General features: G+C 72.5%; 13 protein-coding genes. 9 read left to right on the top strand and 4 right to left on the bottom strand.

The genetic code is table 11. The features are described 5' to 3' along the window. The first annotated feature begins 21 nt into the window (after positions 1 to 21). The 5 genes from AB0D18_RS08325 (at position 22) to AB0D18_RS08305 (ending at position 6492) form a co-directional block, all read left to right on the top strand. A complete protein-coding gene (locus AB0D18_RS08325; protein WP_362414264.1) occupies positions 22 to 927 on the top strand; it encodes a LysR substrate-binding domain-containing protein in 906 nt (301 codons plus the stop codon). Between the two features lie 111 nt (positions 928 to 1038). Next, positions 1039 to 1608 (top strand): cysteine dioxygenase family protein, encoded by a 570-nt coding sequence (locus AB0D18_RS08320; protein WP_362414263.1) that lies wholly within the window; start codon positions 1039 to 1041, stop codon positions 1606 to 1608. Beyond that, a complete protein-coding gene (locus AB0D18_RS08315) occupies positions 1608 to 2654 on the top strand; it encodes a putative sulfate exporter family transporter (protein ID WP_362414261.1) in 1047 nt (348 codons plus the stop codon). Before AB0D18_RS08320 ends, AB0D18_RS08315 begins: the two co-directional genes overlap by 1 nt. Positions 2655 to 2709: 55 nt before the next feature. Beyond that, positions 2710 to 3552 carry an SAM-dependent methyltransferase gene (locus AB0D18_RS08310; RefSeq protein WP_362414259.1) on the top strand — a complete coding sequence of 281 codons (843 nt, stop codon included), beginning with the start codon at positions 2710 to 2712 and terminating at the stop codon, positions 3550 to 3552. 261 nt (positions 3553 to 3813) lie between these two features. Continuing rightward, positions 3814 to 6492 (top strand): AAA family ATPase, encoded by a 2679-nt coding sequence (locus AB0D18_RS08305; protein WP_362414258.1) that lies wholly within the window; start codon positions 3814 to 3816, stop codon positions 6490 to 6492. A gap of 56 nt (positions 6493 to 6548) precedes the next feature. Here AB0D18_RS08305 and AB0D18_RS08300 read toward each other — a convergent pair whose 3' ends face one another. After that, positions 6549 to 7859, bottom strand: a complete 1311-nt coding sequence (locus tag AB0D18_RS08300; protein WP_362414256.1) for an MFS transporter — start codon at positions 7857 to 7859, stop codon at positions 6549 to 6551. Positions 7860 to 8038: 179 nt separating this feature from the next. Here AB0D18_RS08300 and AB0D18_RS08295 point away from each other — a divergent pair, with 179 nt between their 5' ends. The 4 genes from AB0D18_RS08295 to AB0D18_RS08280 all read left to right on the top strand — a co-directional run bounded on the left by AB0D18_RS08295 (position 8039) and on the right by AB0D18_RS08280 (position 11636). Then, the gene (locus AB0D18_RS08295; RefSeq protein WP_362414254.1) at positions 8039 to 8926 is read left to right on the top strand and encodes a TetR/AcrR family transcriptional regulator; all 888 of its coding nucleotides are present in this window, start codon (positions 8039 to 8041) and stop codon (positions 8924 to 8926) included. A gap of 56 nt (positions 8927 to 8982) precedes the next feature. Then, positions 8983 to 9882 carry a 3-keto-5-aminohexanoate cleavage protein gene (locus AB0D18_RS08290; RefSeq protein WP_362414252.1) on the top strand — a complete coding sequence of 300 codons (900 nt, stop codon included), beginning with the start codon at positions 8983 to 8985 and terminating at the stop codon, positions 9880 to 9882. 186 nt (positions 9883 to 10068) lie between these two features. Then, the gene (locus tag AB0D18_RS08285) at positions 10069 to 11061 is read left to right on the top strand and encodes a 3-hydroxyacyl-CoA dehydrogenase NAD-binding domain-containing protein (RefSeq protein ID WP_362414250.1); all 993 of its coding nucleotides are present in this window, start codon (positions 10069 to 10071) and stop codon (positions 11059 to 11061) included. A gap of 56 nt (positions 11062 to 11117) precedes the next feature. Next, on the top strand, positions 11118 to 11636 hold the full coding sequence (locus AB0D18_RS08280; RefSeq protein WP_362414701.1) for a thioesterase family protein: 519 nt from the start codon (positions 11118 to 11120) through the stop codon (positions 11634 to 11636). Between the two features lie 61 nt (positions 11637 to 11697). Here the strand turns inward: AB0D18_RS08280 and AB0D18_RS08275 are convergent, their stop codons facing one another. The 3 genes from AB0D18_RS08275 to AB0D18_RS08265 are packed head-to-tail and all read right to left on the bottom strand — an operon-like array spanning position 11698 to position 13074. Continuing rightward, entirely contained in the window at positions 11698 to 12093 is a 396-nt protein-coding gene (locus AB0D18_RS08275; protein ID WP_362414248.1) for a hypothetical protein, read from the bottom strand. A gap of 37 nt (positions 12094 to 12130) precedes the next feature. Beyond that, positions 12131 to 12544 (bottom strand): hypothetical protein, encoded by a 414-nt coding sequence (locus tag AB0D18_RS08270; protein WP_362414246.1) that lies wholly within the window; start codon positions 12542 to 12544, stop codon positions 12131 to 12133. Next, on the bottom strand, positions 12541 to 13074 hold the full coding sequence (locus AB0D18_RS08265; RefSeq protein WP_362414245.1) for an ATP-binding protein: 534 nt from the start codon (positions 13072 to 13074) through the stop codon (positions 12541 to 12543). Before AB0D18_RS08265 ends, AB0D18_RS08270 begins: the two co-directional genes overlap by 4 nt. Positions 13075 to 13270 lie beyond the last annotated feature (196 nt).

Raw genomic sequence — 13270 nt, 5'->3', positions numbered from 1 at the left:
GGCCCCGGCTATGCTGACCCGGTGTTCGATTCGAGGCACATCAAGACCTTCCACGAAGTGGTGCGGACCGGTTCCTATTCCGCCGCCGCGCGCGCTCTGGGATACACCCAGCCCGCGATCACCCAGCAGATGAAGGCACTCGAACGCGACGTCGGCACCCCCCTCTTCACCCGGGCGGGCCGTGGCCTGCGGCTCACCGAGGCGGGGGAGACCCTGTCGCGGCACGCGACCGCCATCCTCGACACCATGTCCGCCGCCCAGCAGCAGATGAACGCGCTGACCCGGCTGCACAGCGGACGGGTGCGGGTCTGCGCGTTCCCCAGCGCCAGCGCCACCCTCATCCCCGAGGCCATGGCCCGCCTCGCCGCCGGGCACCCAGGGGTGCGGGTCGAGCTGAGCGAGGACGAACCCCCGGAGTCGCTCCAGCGGCTGGTGCGCGGGGAGTGCGACATCACGCTGGCCTTCACCTACCCCGGCCTCGAAGAGGACGTACCCGAGGAGGTGGTGGCGGTTCCGCTCCTGGAGGACCAGCTCCTCGTACTGCTGCCGACCCGGCATCCGCTCACCCGGCGGCGGACCGTGACCCTTGCCGACCTGGCCGAGGAGCGGTGGATCGCCGGGTGCCTGCGCTGCCGCGTCAACTTCCTGCACGAATGCGCCGAGCAGGGCTTCGCACCCGACATCGCCTTCACCACCGACGACAACCTGGTGGTGCAGAGCCTGGTCGCCGAAGGGCTCGGGATCGCGCTGATGCCCGGCCTCGTCCTCAACTTCCTGCGCCACGAGAAGGTCACCGGGCGGGCCCTCGCCCCCGCCTCCAGACGCCAGGTCTCCGCGTACGTCCTGCGGGAACACCTGCGCATACCGGCCACCGCTCTCGTACTCGACGAACTCAGAACGGTCGCCGCCAACAAGATCGGCTGCTGAGCCCCGCCGGAACCCGCTCCGCCCACCACGCCGAACCCATAAGCAGAAAGAGGGGTACGGCCTAGGAACCGGCGTTGGACGTGATGGGTCGAACGGCGCCACGCTGCCCGTATGACCACGACTTCGACCGCCTACTCGGCCGCGCGCACGACCGCCCGCCTGGACGCCCTCGTCGCCTCGGTGCGCGAGGCCGTCGGCCGCGGACTGCCGCCGGACCTCACCGCCTACCTCGTCGGCGAACGCCTCGCCCCGCACCTCGGCGCCGACGACCTGCTCACCGCCGAGCAGCAGGAGTCCGACCCCACCTGCTACCGCCAGCACCTCCTGCACGCCGAGCGCGACGGCAGCTTCTCGATCGTCGCCCTCGTCTGGCTGCCGGGCCAGGAGACCTCCGTCCACGACCACGTCTCCTGGTGTACGACCGGGGTCCACGTCGGTGAGGAGCGCGAGCGCCGCTACCGGCTGGTCCCCGCGGGCGAGCACACCGACGCCCGACTCGTCGCCACCGAGGACGTCGTCAACCCGCAGGGCGCGGTCTGCGGCTTCGCCCCGCCCGGCGACATCCACCGGGTCTGGAACGCCTGCACCGACCTCGCGATATCCCTGCACATCTACGGCGCCGACATATCCCGCATCGGCTCCAGCGTCCGCCGCGTGTACGCGCTCCCGGCCGACCGCTGATGGCGCTGCTGCAACGCCCCACGCGCCCGCCGTCCGTCGCCCCCGCCGGGCCCCGCAAGGTGCCGGGCCTGGCGCTCGCCGCGGGCGGCGTCGCCTTCGCCTGGTGCGTACACCTGCTGCTGCCCGCCGTGCCGATGCTGACCGTGGCCGTGGTCCTGGGCATCGTCGTCGCGCACCTGCCGTTCGCACGTCCGCTGGTACGGGGTGCGGCGCGTCCCGGGCTGACCTTCGCCGGGAAACGGCTGATGCGGGTCGGCATCGTCCTGCTGGGCCTCAAGCTCAGCCTCGACGACGTACTCGGCATCGGCTGGGCGACGGTCGCCATGGTCCTCGTGGTGGTCGCCGCGACGTTCTTCGGCACCTGGTGGCTCGGCCGGAAGATGGGGCTGCCGGGCGACCAGCCCCTCCTCATCGCCACCGGCTACTCGATCTGCGGCGCCTCCGCGATCGGCGCGGTCGCCGAGGCCACCGACAGCGACGAGCGCGACACCGCGACCTCGGTGGCCCTCGTCACCCTGTGCGGCACGCTCGCCATCGCCGTACTCCCACTGCTGCACGGCCCGTTGGGGCTCAGCGACCCGGAGTTCGGGCGGTGGGTCGGGGCGAGCGTGCACGACGTCGGGCAGGTCGTCGCCACCGCGCAGACCGCGGGCCCCGGCGCGCTCGGCGAGGCGGTCCTCGTCAAGCTGATGCGCGTCGCACTCCTCGCACCGCTGGTCGCGGCGGTCGCCCTGTCCGTACGCAAGCGACGCAAGCAGTCGTCGGCGGCGGCCGGACAGAAGCGCCCGCCGATCGTCCCGCTCTTCGTCGTCGGCTTTCTCGCGATGGTCGCGCTGCGCAGCACCGGATGGCTGCCGACCGGCGCGCTCGACCTGGCGCAGCACGCACAGGAACTCCTCCTCGCCGCCGCCCTGTTCGGCCTCGGCAGCGCCGTCCACCTCCCCTCGCTGACCCGCACCGGCGGGCGCGTCGCGGGGCTCGGGCTGTGCGCCTGGGTGGTCGTGGCCGGAGTTTCCTACGGGGGAGTTCTGCTGACAACCGGGTGACGGGATAGGAGAGTTGGCGGGCACGCATGATCACCGACCAAGGAGAGCCCCGCACATGACCGGCACCGAGCCCGCCGCCCTCCCGCCCACCGGCGCCCCCGCCGGTGCCCGCATCGACACCAGCAAGCCGCACCCCGCCCGGGTCTACGACTGGTTCCTCGGCGGCAAGGACAACTACCCCGTCGACGAAGCGCTCGGCAAGCAGATCATGTCCCTGGACCAGAGCGCCCAGCACGTGGCCCGCGGCAACCGCGCCTTCATGCGCCGCGCCACCGGCTGGCTGGCGGCCGAGGCGGGCATACGCCAGTTCCTCGACATCGGCAGCGGCATCCCCACCGCCCCCAACCTCCACCAGATCGCCCAGGCGACCGCCCCGGAAACCCGCGTCGTCTACGCCGACAACGACCCCGTCGTCCTCGCCCACTCCGCGGCCCTGCTGCACAGCACCCCCGAGGGCTCGGTCGACTACCTCCAGTGCGACGTCCGCTCGCCCCGCCGCATCCTCGACCTGGCGGCCGCCACCCTCGACCTCACACGCCCGGTTGCCGTGTCCCTGGTCGCCCTGCTGCACTTCGTCCCCGACGAGGACGGTGCGTACGAACTGGTCAAGCACCTCGTCGACGCCCTCCCGTCCGGCAGCTACCTGGTCCTCTCCCAGCTCACGCCGGAACTCGACCCGGTGGGGGTGCAGCGGGGCGTCGAGATGTACGCGGCGGGGGGCGTGAGCCTTGCTCCGCGCAACCGCACCGAGATCGCCCGCTTCTTCGAGGGCCTGGTGCCGGTGGCCCCCGGTCTCGTACTCCTGGAGGACTGGCATCCGGAGCTCGCCTCGTCCGGAGACGAGCCCCGCACGGCGGCGCCGATCCCGCTGTACGCGGCGGTGGCCCGCAAGCCGTGAGCTTCTTGGGCCGGTGGGTGCCCGTCCGGGCGGGGGTTGTTCCGTGCGGGTGCGTCGTGGCTGGTCGCGCAGTTCCCCGCGCCCCTAAATGCCTGCCCCTCAGCCCGCTAGCCCTCTTGGGCAGCGGGGCATGCCCCCTCCGTGGCCGCCCCGCTCTGAGCATCAGCCGAGCGGACCCGTACCGGTGAATTACCAAGGAGTCTGGTCAGTGTCCGGCCCACCGGGCTAGGCTCGGAGCTCCGATACCGCAAGGGGGATGGCATGGGTGTGTCCCGGCCGGAAGACCCGGTCCCCGTACCGCCGTTGCTGGAGCGCGAGGACGAACTCGGCTTTGCCGCGCGGGCCGTCGGCGACCTGTGTGCGGATCCCGCCCGCGGCGGCGTTCTCGTCTACCGGGGAGTCGCCGGCATCGGCAAGACCGCCCTGCTCGGCGAGGTCCAGCGGATCGCCCGCGAGCAGGGCTGCACGGTGTGGGCCGCCCGCGGCGGTGAGACCGTCACCTCCGTCCCCTTCCACGTCGTGCGGCAGCTGCTGCAGCCCGCCCTCTCCCTCACTGGGGACGCCGCTGCCCGCGACCTCCTCGGTGAGCGGTACGGCAGCGCGGGCCCTGCCCTCGGCATCGCACCGCCCAACAGCGAGGTGAAGGCCGACCCGCAGGGCGTCAGGGACGGCCTGGACGTACTGGTCGGCGGGCTCGCCGAGGCGCACCGTCCGCTCGTGCTGGTCGTCGACGATGCCCAGTGGAGCGACCTGGAGACGCTGACCTGGCTGGTGCGTTACGCCCAGCGCGGGAACCGGCTGCCGGTGCTGCTCGTCGCCGCCTACCGCACCGACGAGGCCGACGGCGACACGGCGGAGCTGCTGCGCGACCTCGACACCGCGGCCAGGGCCACCGGCAGCGCCGTCGCCCTGCACGCGCTGTCCCCCGCCGCCACCGCCCAGTTCGCCCGCAGCGAGCTCGGGCAGCACGCCGACGACCCGTTCTGCCGCGAGGTGTGGGCGGTCACCGGCGGCAACCTGTACGAGACGGTGGAGCTGCTCGCCCGCGCCAAGGACAGCGGACTGGATCCGGTGGAGGACACGGCGGGCTCGCTGCGCGACCTGATCATGTCCGCCCGCGGCCCCGGGCTCGTCGAGCGGCTGATGGCGATGGGCACCACCACCGCCCACTTCGCGTTCGCCGCCGCCATCCTGGGGACCGACGTCTCGCTGCGGCTCGCGGCGAAACTGGCGGCCATCTCGCTCGGCGACGCGGCCGACTCCGCCGACCGGCTGCGTACCGCCCGCATCCTTGCCGGCGAGGACGAACACCTGGAGTTCGCCCACCCGTTGATCGCGGGCGCCGTCTACGACGCCATCCCCAAGCACCTCCGCAAGGCCATGCACGGCGTCGCCGCCGAAATCCTCGCCGACGCGGGACACGGCGCGGCCGCCGCCTCCCGGCACCTCATCGACGTGCCCAGGGAGGAGAACCCCGAGCTGGTCGAGCAGATGCGGGCCGCCGCCCGCGAGTACGTCGCGGTCGGTGCGCCCGACGCCGCCAGGCGCTGCCTGGAGCGGGCCCTCGAAGAGCCGCCGCTGCCCACCGTCCTCGCCCAGGTGCGGTACGAACTGGGCCAGGCCATCTACCTCGGCGACCCCGCCACCACCGTCGAGCACCTCAGAGCCGCCCTCGACCAGCCCGGCCTCGACTCGGCCCAGCAGGCGCACGCCGTGTTCCTGCTCTCGCAGGCCCTCACCCACAACAACCAGATCGCCGAAGCCGGCCGGATGGTCGCCGCGGCGGCCGCCGCCGCACCGGCGGGACCCACCCGGATGCGCCTGCAGACCGTGCACTTCCTGTGGGAGGGCGTACTGGCGGTCGAGACGGACGGCCCTGGCCGCTCCCGCCGCCTCGCCGAGGCCGCCGCCAAGGTCGACGGCGGCAACACCACCGAGCAGGCCCTGCTGATGCTCCGCGCCTTCGACGCGACGGCCATCGGCGAGGACGCGGAGTCCGTCGTCGCCATCGGCGACCTGGCCCTCGTCAACGGCAGCCTGCCCGCAGGACTGACCTGGACGGACACCATCTGGGGCTTCGAACCGGCCGCCCTCCTCGGGCTCAGCTACGCGTTCGCGGACAGACTGGACCGGGCCGACAGCCTCTTCACCGAGGCCCGCCGGGCCTTCACCGAAGCGGGCTGGAGCGGTGGCCACCTGTCCTTCGCGTACGCCCTGACCGGATACCTCCAGCGCAGACGGGGCAACCTGGTGCGCGCCGAGGAGGACCTGCGCGAGAGCGTGCGGCTCGCCGAGCGCGTCGGGCACGGGCTGCCCATGCACTGGGACGCCGTGTGCATGCTCATCGACACGCTCCTCGCCCGCGGCCTGGTCGAACAGGCCTGGCAGGCCGCCGAGGACTTCGGCTTCGGCCCGGACTACCCCTCCACGATCGTCATCCCCGACGCCCGCTCGGTCCGGGGAAGGCTGCTGCTCGCCAAGGGCCGTACGAAGGAGGCCGTGGCCGAACTCGAAGCGGCGGGCGAGGCGTTGAAGGCCCGCGGCAGGCACAACACGGTCCTCGCGCCCTGGGCCCTCGACCTGGCCCGCGCGGTCGCCCCCGACGACCCGGGCCGGGCCGGCGAACTCGCCGTGTACGCCCGCGAGAAGGCTGAAAGGTTCGGTACGTACACGGCGATCGGCGAGGCCCTGCGCTGCCAGGCCGCACTGACGGATGGCCCGCGCGCCGTCGAGCTGCTGCGCCGGGCGGTGAACTGCCTCAAGGCCTCCCCGTCCAAGTACGAATACGCCGCCGCCCGCGTCGAGTTGGGCATCGCGGCCCGCTCCCGTACGGAGCTGGAGCAGGGTCGCGACCACGCCCGCAACTGCGGCGCCTCGGCCCTGGTGAAGGCAGCCGACCGGGCCCTGCGGGAACTGGGGTGCCTGAGGAGCGACGAGTAACACCCCTCAGGCACCGGCCCCTCAAGCACCCGCCCCGGAAGCGGAGTTGACCGGAGCTACTTCTCCAGCTCCTTGTGCGCGTTCTCCGGCAGCCGGAAGAACACCGCCGACGACACCAGACACAGCGCCGCCACGTACCAGGCGAACAGACCCGGGTTGCCCATCTCCTTGAACAGCGTGCCCATGTACGGGGCCGTGCCGCCGAAGAGCGCCACGGTCAGCGAGTACGGGAAGCCGATGCCGGACGCCCGTACCTTGGCGGGGAAGATCTCCGCGTTGACCGCCGCCGAGATCGACGTGAACCCGGTCAGCAGCACCATTCCCGCGCACTGCACCAGCACCAGGGTCCCGAAGGTGATCCCTCCGTCGACGACCTTCAGCAGCGGCACGATCAGCAGCGCGAAGCCGAGCCCGGAGAACAGCAGCAGCGGACGGCGCCCGATCCGGTCCGAGAGCAGCCCGCCGAGCGGCTGGAGCAGGGCGAAGAAGGCGAGCGATATGGTGCCCGCGAGCAGCGCGTCCGACTTCTCGAAGCCGGCGTTCAGCTCCGCGTACGTGGGCAGGTACGACGTCCACGTGTAGTACGAGATGGTGCCGCCCGCGGTGATGCCGCAGATCAGCAGCGACTGCCGGGGGTACGTGCGCAGCGCGTCGAACAGGCCGGGGCGCTCCGCCCGCTCCGCCGGGGCGTGCGTCTCGTGCGCCCCGCGCCGGATCCAGAACCCCACCAGGCTCAGCAGTGCGCCGAGCACGAAGGGGACCCGCCACCCCCACCCGTCCATCTGCCCGTCGCTCAGGCTCGACACGAGGAGCGCGGCGATGCCCGAGGCGGCCAGCTGCCCGGCCGTCGTGGACACGTACTGGAAACTGGAGAACAGACCGCGCCTGCCGGGCCCCGCCGACTCGACCAGGAAGGTCGTCGAAGCGGCGAACTCACCGCCCACGGACAGACCTTGGAGCAGGCGCGCGACCACCAGCACGATCGGGGCGAGGATGCCCATCGACGCGTACGTGGGGGTCAGCCCGACCAGCAGGCTGCTGCCGCCCATCAGCAGGATCGTCACGGTCAGCGCGGTCCGCCGCCCGCGCCGGTCCGCCACCGCGCCGAGCAGCAGCCCGCCGACCGGCCGCATGAAGAAGCCGACCGCGAAGACCGCGAACGTGGACAGCAGCGGGACGAGCGGACTGCCGGAGCTCTTGGGGAAGATCTGTCCGGCGATGTACGTGGCGAGGAAGGTGTACGCGTACCAGTCGTACCACTCGACCGCATTGCCCACGGAGGCCGCGAGGAGCTGCCGCACGGGGCGGCGGGCGGCCGGAGGCGGGGGAGTGAGGGTGTCGGGAGTCGGCGTCGGCGTCTCTTTCATGATCCGGACGATTGCCGAGTTGCGGGGCGGGCACAAGAGCCCCGTGTGAAGGCTGCGTCAAACAATGCGGGACACTCTGCGTTGCGAATGTGACTGATGGGTCAGTCAGAGGCGCAATTCCACTGTGGGCGGCGTTCGCGTGTTGAGATTGCCTCAATCCGTGGGTACGGTGGCCCACCATGCAGCAAGAAGCAGCGGAGCCGGCGCCCGAGTCCCCCTCCGCCGTCGCCGACCGCGTTCGGCAGGTCATCGCGGCGGCCGGGGTCAGCCAGCGGGAGTTCGCCCGGCGGATCGTGATGGACCCGTCGAAGCTGTCCCGCTCGCTGGGCGGTACCCGCCGGTTCACCGCCGCGGAACTGGCCCGGATCGCGGACACCGGAGGCGTGGACGCGGGCTGGCTGCTGGGGTCCCGTACACCGCCGATCGCACCTGTACGACGTACCCGTGCCGCCGCCGCGAACCCGGCCCCGGACGGCGGGCGGCCGCTGCAGATCGTGCGGGAGACGGTCCGGCTGATCGCCGAGCACGGCTTCCACGCGGTGCGCGTCGCCGACATCGCCGAGGCCTGCGCCACCAGTACCGCCGCCATCCACTACCACTTCCCCGGCCGCGACGACCTCCTCGAAGCGGCCGTCAGGTGGTGCATGGACGAGGACACCGCGCGGCGCGCCGCCCGTACGGCCGAGGTGTCCGACGCCGCCGAGGAACTGCGCCAGCTCATCGAGCTCCAGACCCCGTACACCGAGCAGCAGCGCCGCCAGTGGCGGGTGTGGCTCGACCTGTGGGCGGAGGCGGCACGGTCAACTGCCGTGGGACGTCTGCACGTCGACTACTACCGGCAGTGGCGGGACACCGTCGCCGATGTCGTACGACGCGGAGTCGACCAGGGTGCCTTCAGGACCGGCACCGACCCGGAGGCGGCCGCCCTCCGGCTGACCGCGCTCATCGACGGACTGGCCGGCCAGGTCCTGGCCTCCACGCCCGGTGAAACCGTCGCGGGCGCCACCGGCGCCGACGACATGCACGCCGCGCTGCTCGCGTACGTGGACGCCACGCTCCTTTCCTGAGGCCCGCTGCTTCCTCCGGCACCCCCCAACCCCCCTCCACTCGCTAGGAGTTACCCATGTCCGTCAACCAGGACGTCATCATCACCTGCGCCCTCACCGGCGCGGGCGACACCGTGCGCAAGAGCCCGCACGTCCCCGTCACTCCCGAGCAGATAGCCAAGTCCGCCGTCGAGGCGGCCGGGGCAGGGGCCGCCGTCGTGCACATCCACGTACGCGACCCCGAGACCGGCGACCCGTCCCGCGACCCGCGCCTCTACCGCGAGGTCGTCGAGCGGATCAAGGAGACCGGCACCGACGTCGTCATCAACCTCACCGCCGGCATGGGCGGCGACCTGGTCATCGACCCGGACCAGCCCCTGAAGGACTTCCCGCTGCCCGGCACCGACCTCGTCGGCGGCCTCGACCGCCTCCCGCACGTCGAGGAACTGCTCCCCGACATCTGCACCCTCGACTGCGGCTCCCTCAACTTCGGCGACGGCAGCAACCTCTACGTCTCCACCCCCGACATGCTGCGGGCGGGCGCCAGGCGCATTCAGGAGCTGGGCGTACGGCCGGAGTTGGAGATCTTCGACACCGGCCAGCTGTGGTTCGCCAAGCAGCTCCTCGCCGAGGGCCTGCTCGACGACCCGACCGTCTTCCAGCTGTGCATGGGCATTCCGTGGGGCGCCCCCGCCGACCCCGGCGTGCTCCAGGCCATGGTCAACATGCTGCCCGAGAAGGCCCAGTTCGCCAGCTTCGCGCTCGGCCGGATGCAGATGCCGTGGGCCGCCCAGTCCATCCTGCTCGGCGGGCACGTCCGCGTCGGCCTGGAGGACAACCTCTACCTCGGCAAGGGCAACAAGGTCAGCAACGCCCAGCTCGTCGAGCGCGCCGTCACGATCACCGAGTCGCTGGGCTCCCGGGTCGCCACCCCGGACGAGGCCCGCGCCAAGCTCGGCCTGAAGCCGAGGGCCTGACCGGCCGGGACCCACGCCCCACGCCGACCGGACCGCGAGCCTCGTACCCGAACCTTGGGCCGAGTTGTGCGTCGTGCGGGTCGTCGGTGGCTGGCCGCGCAGTTCCCCGCGCCCCTGGAGGGCGCCCCCCCCCCGCGAGCCCCCCACCCTCCATCACCCCCCACCACACCAGGAGTTCCCCCCACCATGACCTCTCCCATATCCGCCCTCCCGCCCTGTGCCCCCGAGGACGTGCGCCGCGTCGCCTGCGTCGGCGCCGGTGTCATCGGCGGCGGCTGGGTCGCCCACTACCTGGCCCGCGGCTACGACGTCACCGCCTGGGACCCGGCCCCGGGCGCCGAGCAGAAGCTGCGCCGCCTCGTCGACGCCGCCTGGCCCGCGCTCGTACAGCTCGGTCTCGCCGAGGGTGCCTCGCCGGACCGGCTGACCGTGACCGCGACTCTCGAAGAGGCCGTCGCCGACGCCCAGTTCGTCCAGGAGAGCGCGCCCGAGAAGCTCGACCTCAAGCGTGACCTGCTGCGCCGACTGGACGCCGCCGCCCCCGCGGGCGTCGTCATCGCGTCCTCCACCTCCGGCTACCCGATGACCGACATGCAGACCGAGGCCGCCGACCCCGGCCGGCTCGTCGTCGGCCACCCGTTCAACCCGCCGTACCTGATCCCGCTCGTCGAGGTCGTCGGCGGCGAGCGCACCACCGCGGACGCGGTCGCCTGGTCGTCGCGCTTCTACGAGGTCGCGGGCAAGTCCGTCATCACCATGGACCGCGAGGTCCCCGGCTTCATCGCCAACCGCCTCCAGGAAGCGCTGTGGCGCGAGGCCCTGCACATGGTCGCAGGCGGCGAGGCCACCGTTCGCGAGATCGACGACTCGATCACCGAGGGCCCCGGCCTGCGCTGGGCGTTCATGGGCCCCATGCTCACTTTCGCGCTCGCGGGCGGCGAGGGTGGCATGGCCCACATGCTCGACCACTTCGGCCCGTCCCTGAAGTCCCCGTGGACCCGCCTGGAAGCGCCCGAGCTCGACAAGCAGCTGTACGACGCCGTGGTGGCGGGCTGCGACGACGCCGCGGACGGCCGCACCATCGCCGACCTCGTCGCCGAACGTGACCAGGGCGTCATCGACGTACTGCGTGCGACGGGCCGCCTCCCGCAGCAGCGCACCCGGGGAGAAGCCAAGTGAGCGAGACGGACACGGCCGATGCGACGGATACGGCCGATGCGACGGACACCACCGAGCTGGACGGCGTCGTCGACTGCCTGCCGCTGGTCCACCACACCGTCCGGCCCGAGTGGATCGACTACAACGGCCACATGAGCGAGGCCTTCTACGTCCTCGTCTTCGGGTACGCCACCGACGCGATGATGATCGAGACCGGACTCCACGCGGGCTACCGCGAGAGCACCGGCTGCTCCCTCTACACGGTCGAGGCGCACATCCGGTACCTGAGCGACGTCCCGGAGGGGGCCAGGCTCGCCGTCCGTACCCGGGTCCTGGGCGCCGGCGCCAAGAAGGTCCGCTTCGCGCACGAGCTGTTCGTCGTGGACACCGAGGTGTCGGGCGAGACGCCCGGGACTCTGCCGACCGAGGCCGAGCCGGTCGCCACCAGCGAACTCCTCGCCCTCCACGTCGACCGGACGGCGGGCCGCGCCGCCCCGTTCCCCGAGCGCATCCGCGAGCGGCTCGTCTCCCTCGCCGAGGACGCCCCGGCCTGGGCGGGCCGCTCCATCGCGGAGGTCCCGGCCGTCCTCTCCTGAGCGACCCCGACGACGGCCTCGCGGGGAGACACGGGAAGCCGTACGTCCGCGAGCATCCTGCTCAGCAGTTGCTGGGCCCGTCCGGGGCCAGGTAGAGCAGGGTGTTCGCGGGGCTCTCCGGGGCGGGGAACCACAGCAGGTTCCAGCGCGGCTGCCAGAGCGCGGGGCCCCGGTGCCCGCGGAGTTTCGCACGCAGCTGGCCGGCGCGGTGGTGCCAGGCGCGGAAGGAATGGCCGAACCGGTCCCCGGCCTCGTGCAGCGTCACCCAGCCGTCGTCCTGCACGTCGTCCGCCGACACCAGGACCTCGTGCAGTTCGCCGGGATCCTCGTGGCACTGGCGGGCCTGGTCCCAGTGCACGTGGTGGCCGGGCGCGTACCTGTGGCAGGAGCCCGGCGGAACAGTGCCGGGACCGGTACCGGCGTCAGGGTCCGGGCCGGGGGGAGAGGGGAAGTTCATGGCGCGATGATGCCTCCGCACAGCTGAGACGGGCAGGTCAGGCAGGTGCCGTCAGCCCGTCCGTCCACACCGGCACGGTACCCGCCAGCCGGCACACCATCAGGTAGAGGGGGATGGGCGGGGTGTACGGGGCCGGGCCGTCCGGGGTGTGGACGAGGCGCGGGCGCCGAGCCGCGACACAGGCGCCCACGGCGTACTGCGCGGGCTCGGGCCACGGCAGCCCGAGGTCGGAACCCGACGGGACGATCCACCACCAGTGGTCCGCGTCGGCGAACACACAGCCGGCCATCGGCAGGTGGGCCAGCAGTCGCTGCCCGTGCCGGGCCGGCAGCCCGACCGCGTCGCAGCCGAGCGGAGTGTGGTCGAGGGAGGGCGGCAGCGGCAGCCGGGCGGGGCCGCCGCCCCCGGCACGGCGCACCCGGGTCAGCCGGGCGGCGAGACGGTGGCTCATCCCGGCACGCTGCCCGGGACGTCGCTGGGACAGGACGAGGCACCGGGCCCCGGGCAGGGGGGTTCCGCATGGGGGAGCCCTGCCTGGGGGAGCTCTGAATGGGGGAGTACTGCATGGGGGAGTACCGCCCACACCGTGCGCCCGGAGCCCGAGCCGGGGCCGTTCTCCTGGGAGCCCCACGTGTCGCACAGCGCGTCCACCAGCAGCAGACCGCGCCCGTGCTCCCCCTCGGTCTCCGCCGACCGGCGCAGCCGCGGGCCCTGCGGGCCGATCCCCTCGTCCCGTACGGAAATCCGCAGTCTGCCGTCCCCGTCGGCCAGCTCGCAGCGCACCCGGTCGCTGCCCGTGTGGATCACCGCGTTGGTGACCAGCTCCGAGACGACCAGCGCCGCGGTGTCCCCGACGTCCTCGCCCAGCCCCCAGGCCGTCAGCCGGTCGGCGGTCAGATGGCGTGCGTGCCCGACCGACTCAGGACATGCGGGCAGGGCAAAACCGAACCTTCGGACACGGGCCCCCTGAATTGGGCCCATGACCTGGGGAAAGAGCGTGGAGCCAGGTACCACGACCGCATCCTCACCATGGGGGAGCGGCTGCCGCGCACCGCCTCCCCCGGTGTGGTGCGCGGCAGCCGCGTGAACCAGTTCACGTATCAACTCTCCCTCTGTCCACGTCACTTGGCAAGAGGCACTCTGAAATTTCCAGAGTGCCATTTCGTAGATCAAGAAC

Origin of the sequence: Streptomyces sp. NPDC048442 (assembly GCF_040651475.1) — a bacterium.
Lineage (GTDB): Bacteria > Actinomycetota > Actinomycetes > Streptomycetales > Streptomycetaceae > Streptomyces.
The sequence above is the reverse complement of the archived record's forward strand: the minus strand, read 5'-3'. Positions and strand labels throughout refer to the sequence as shown.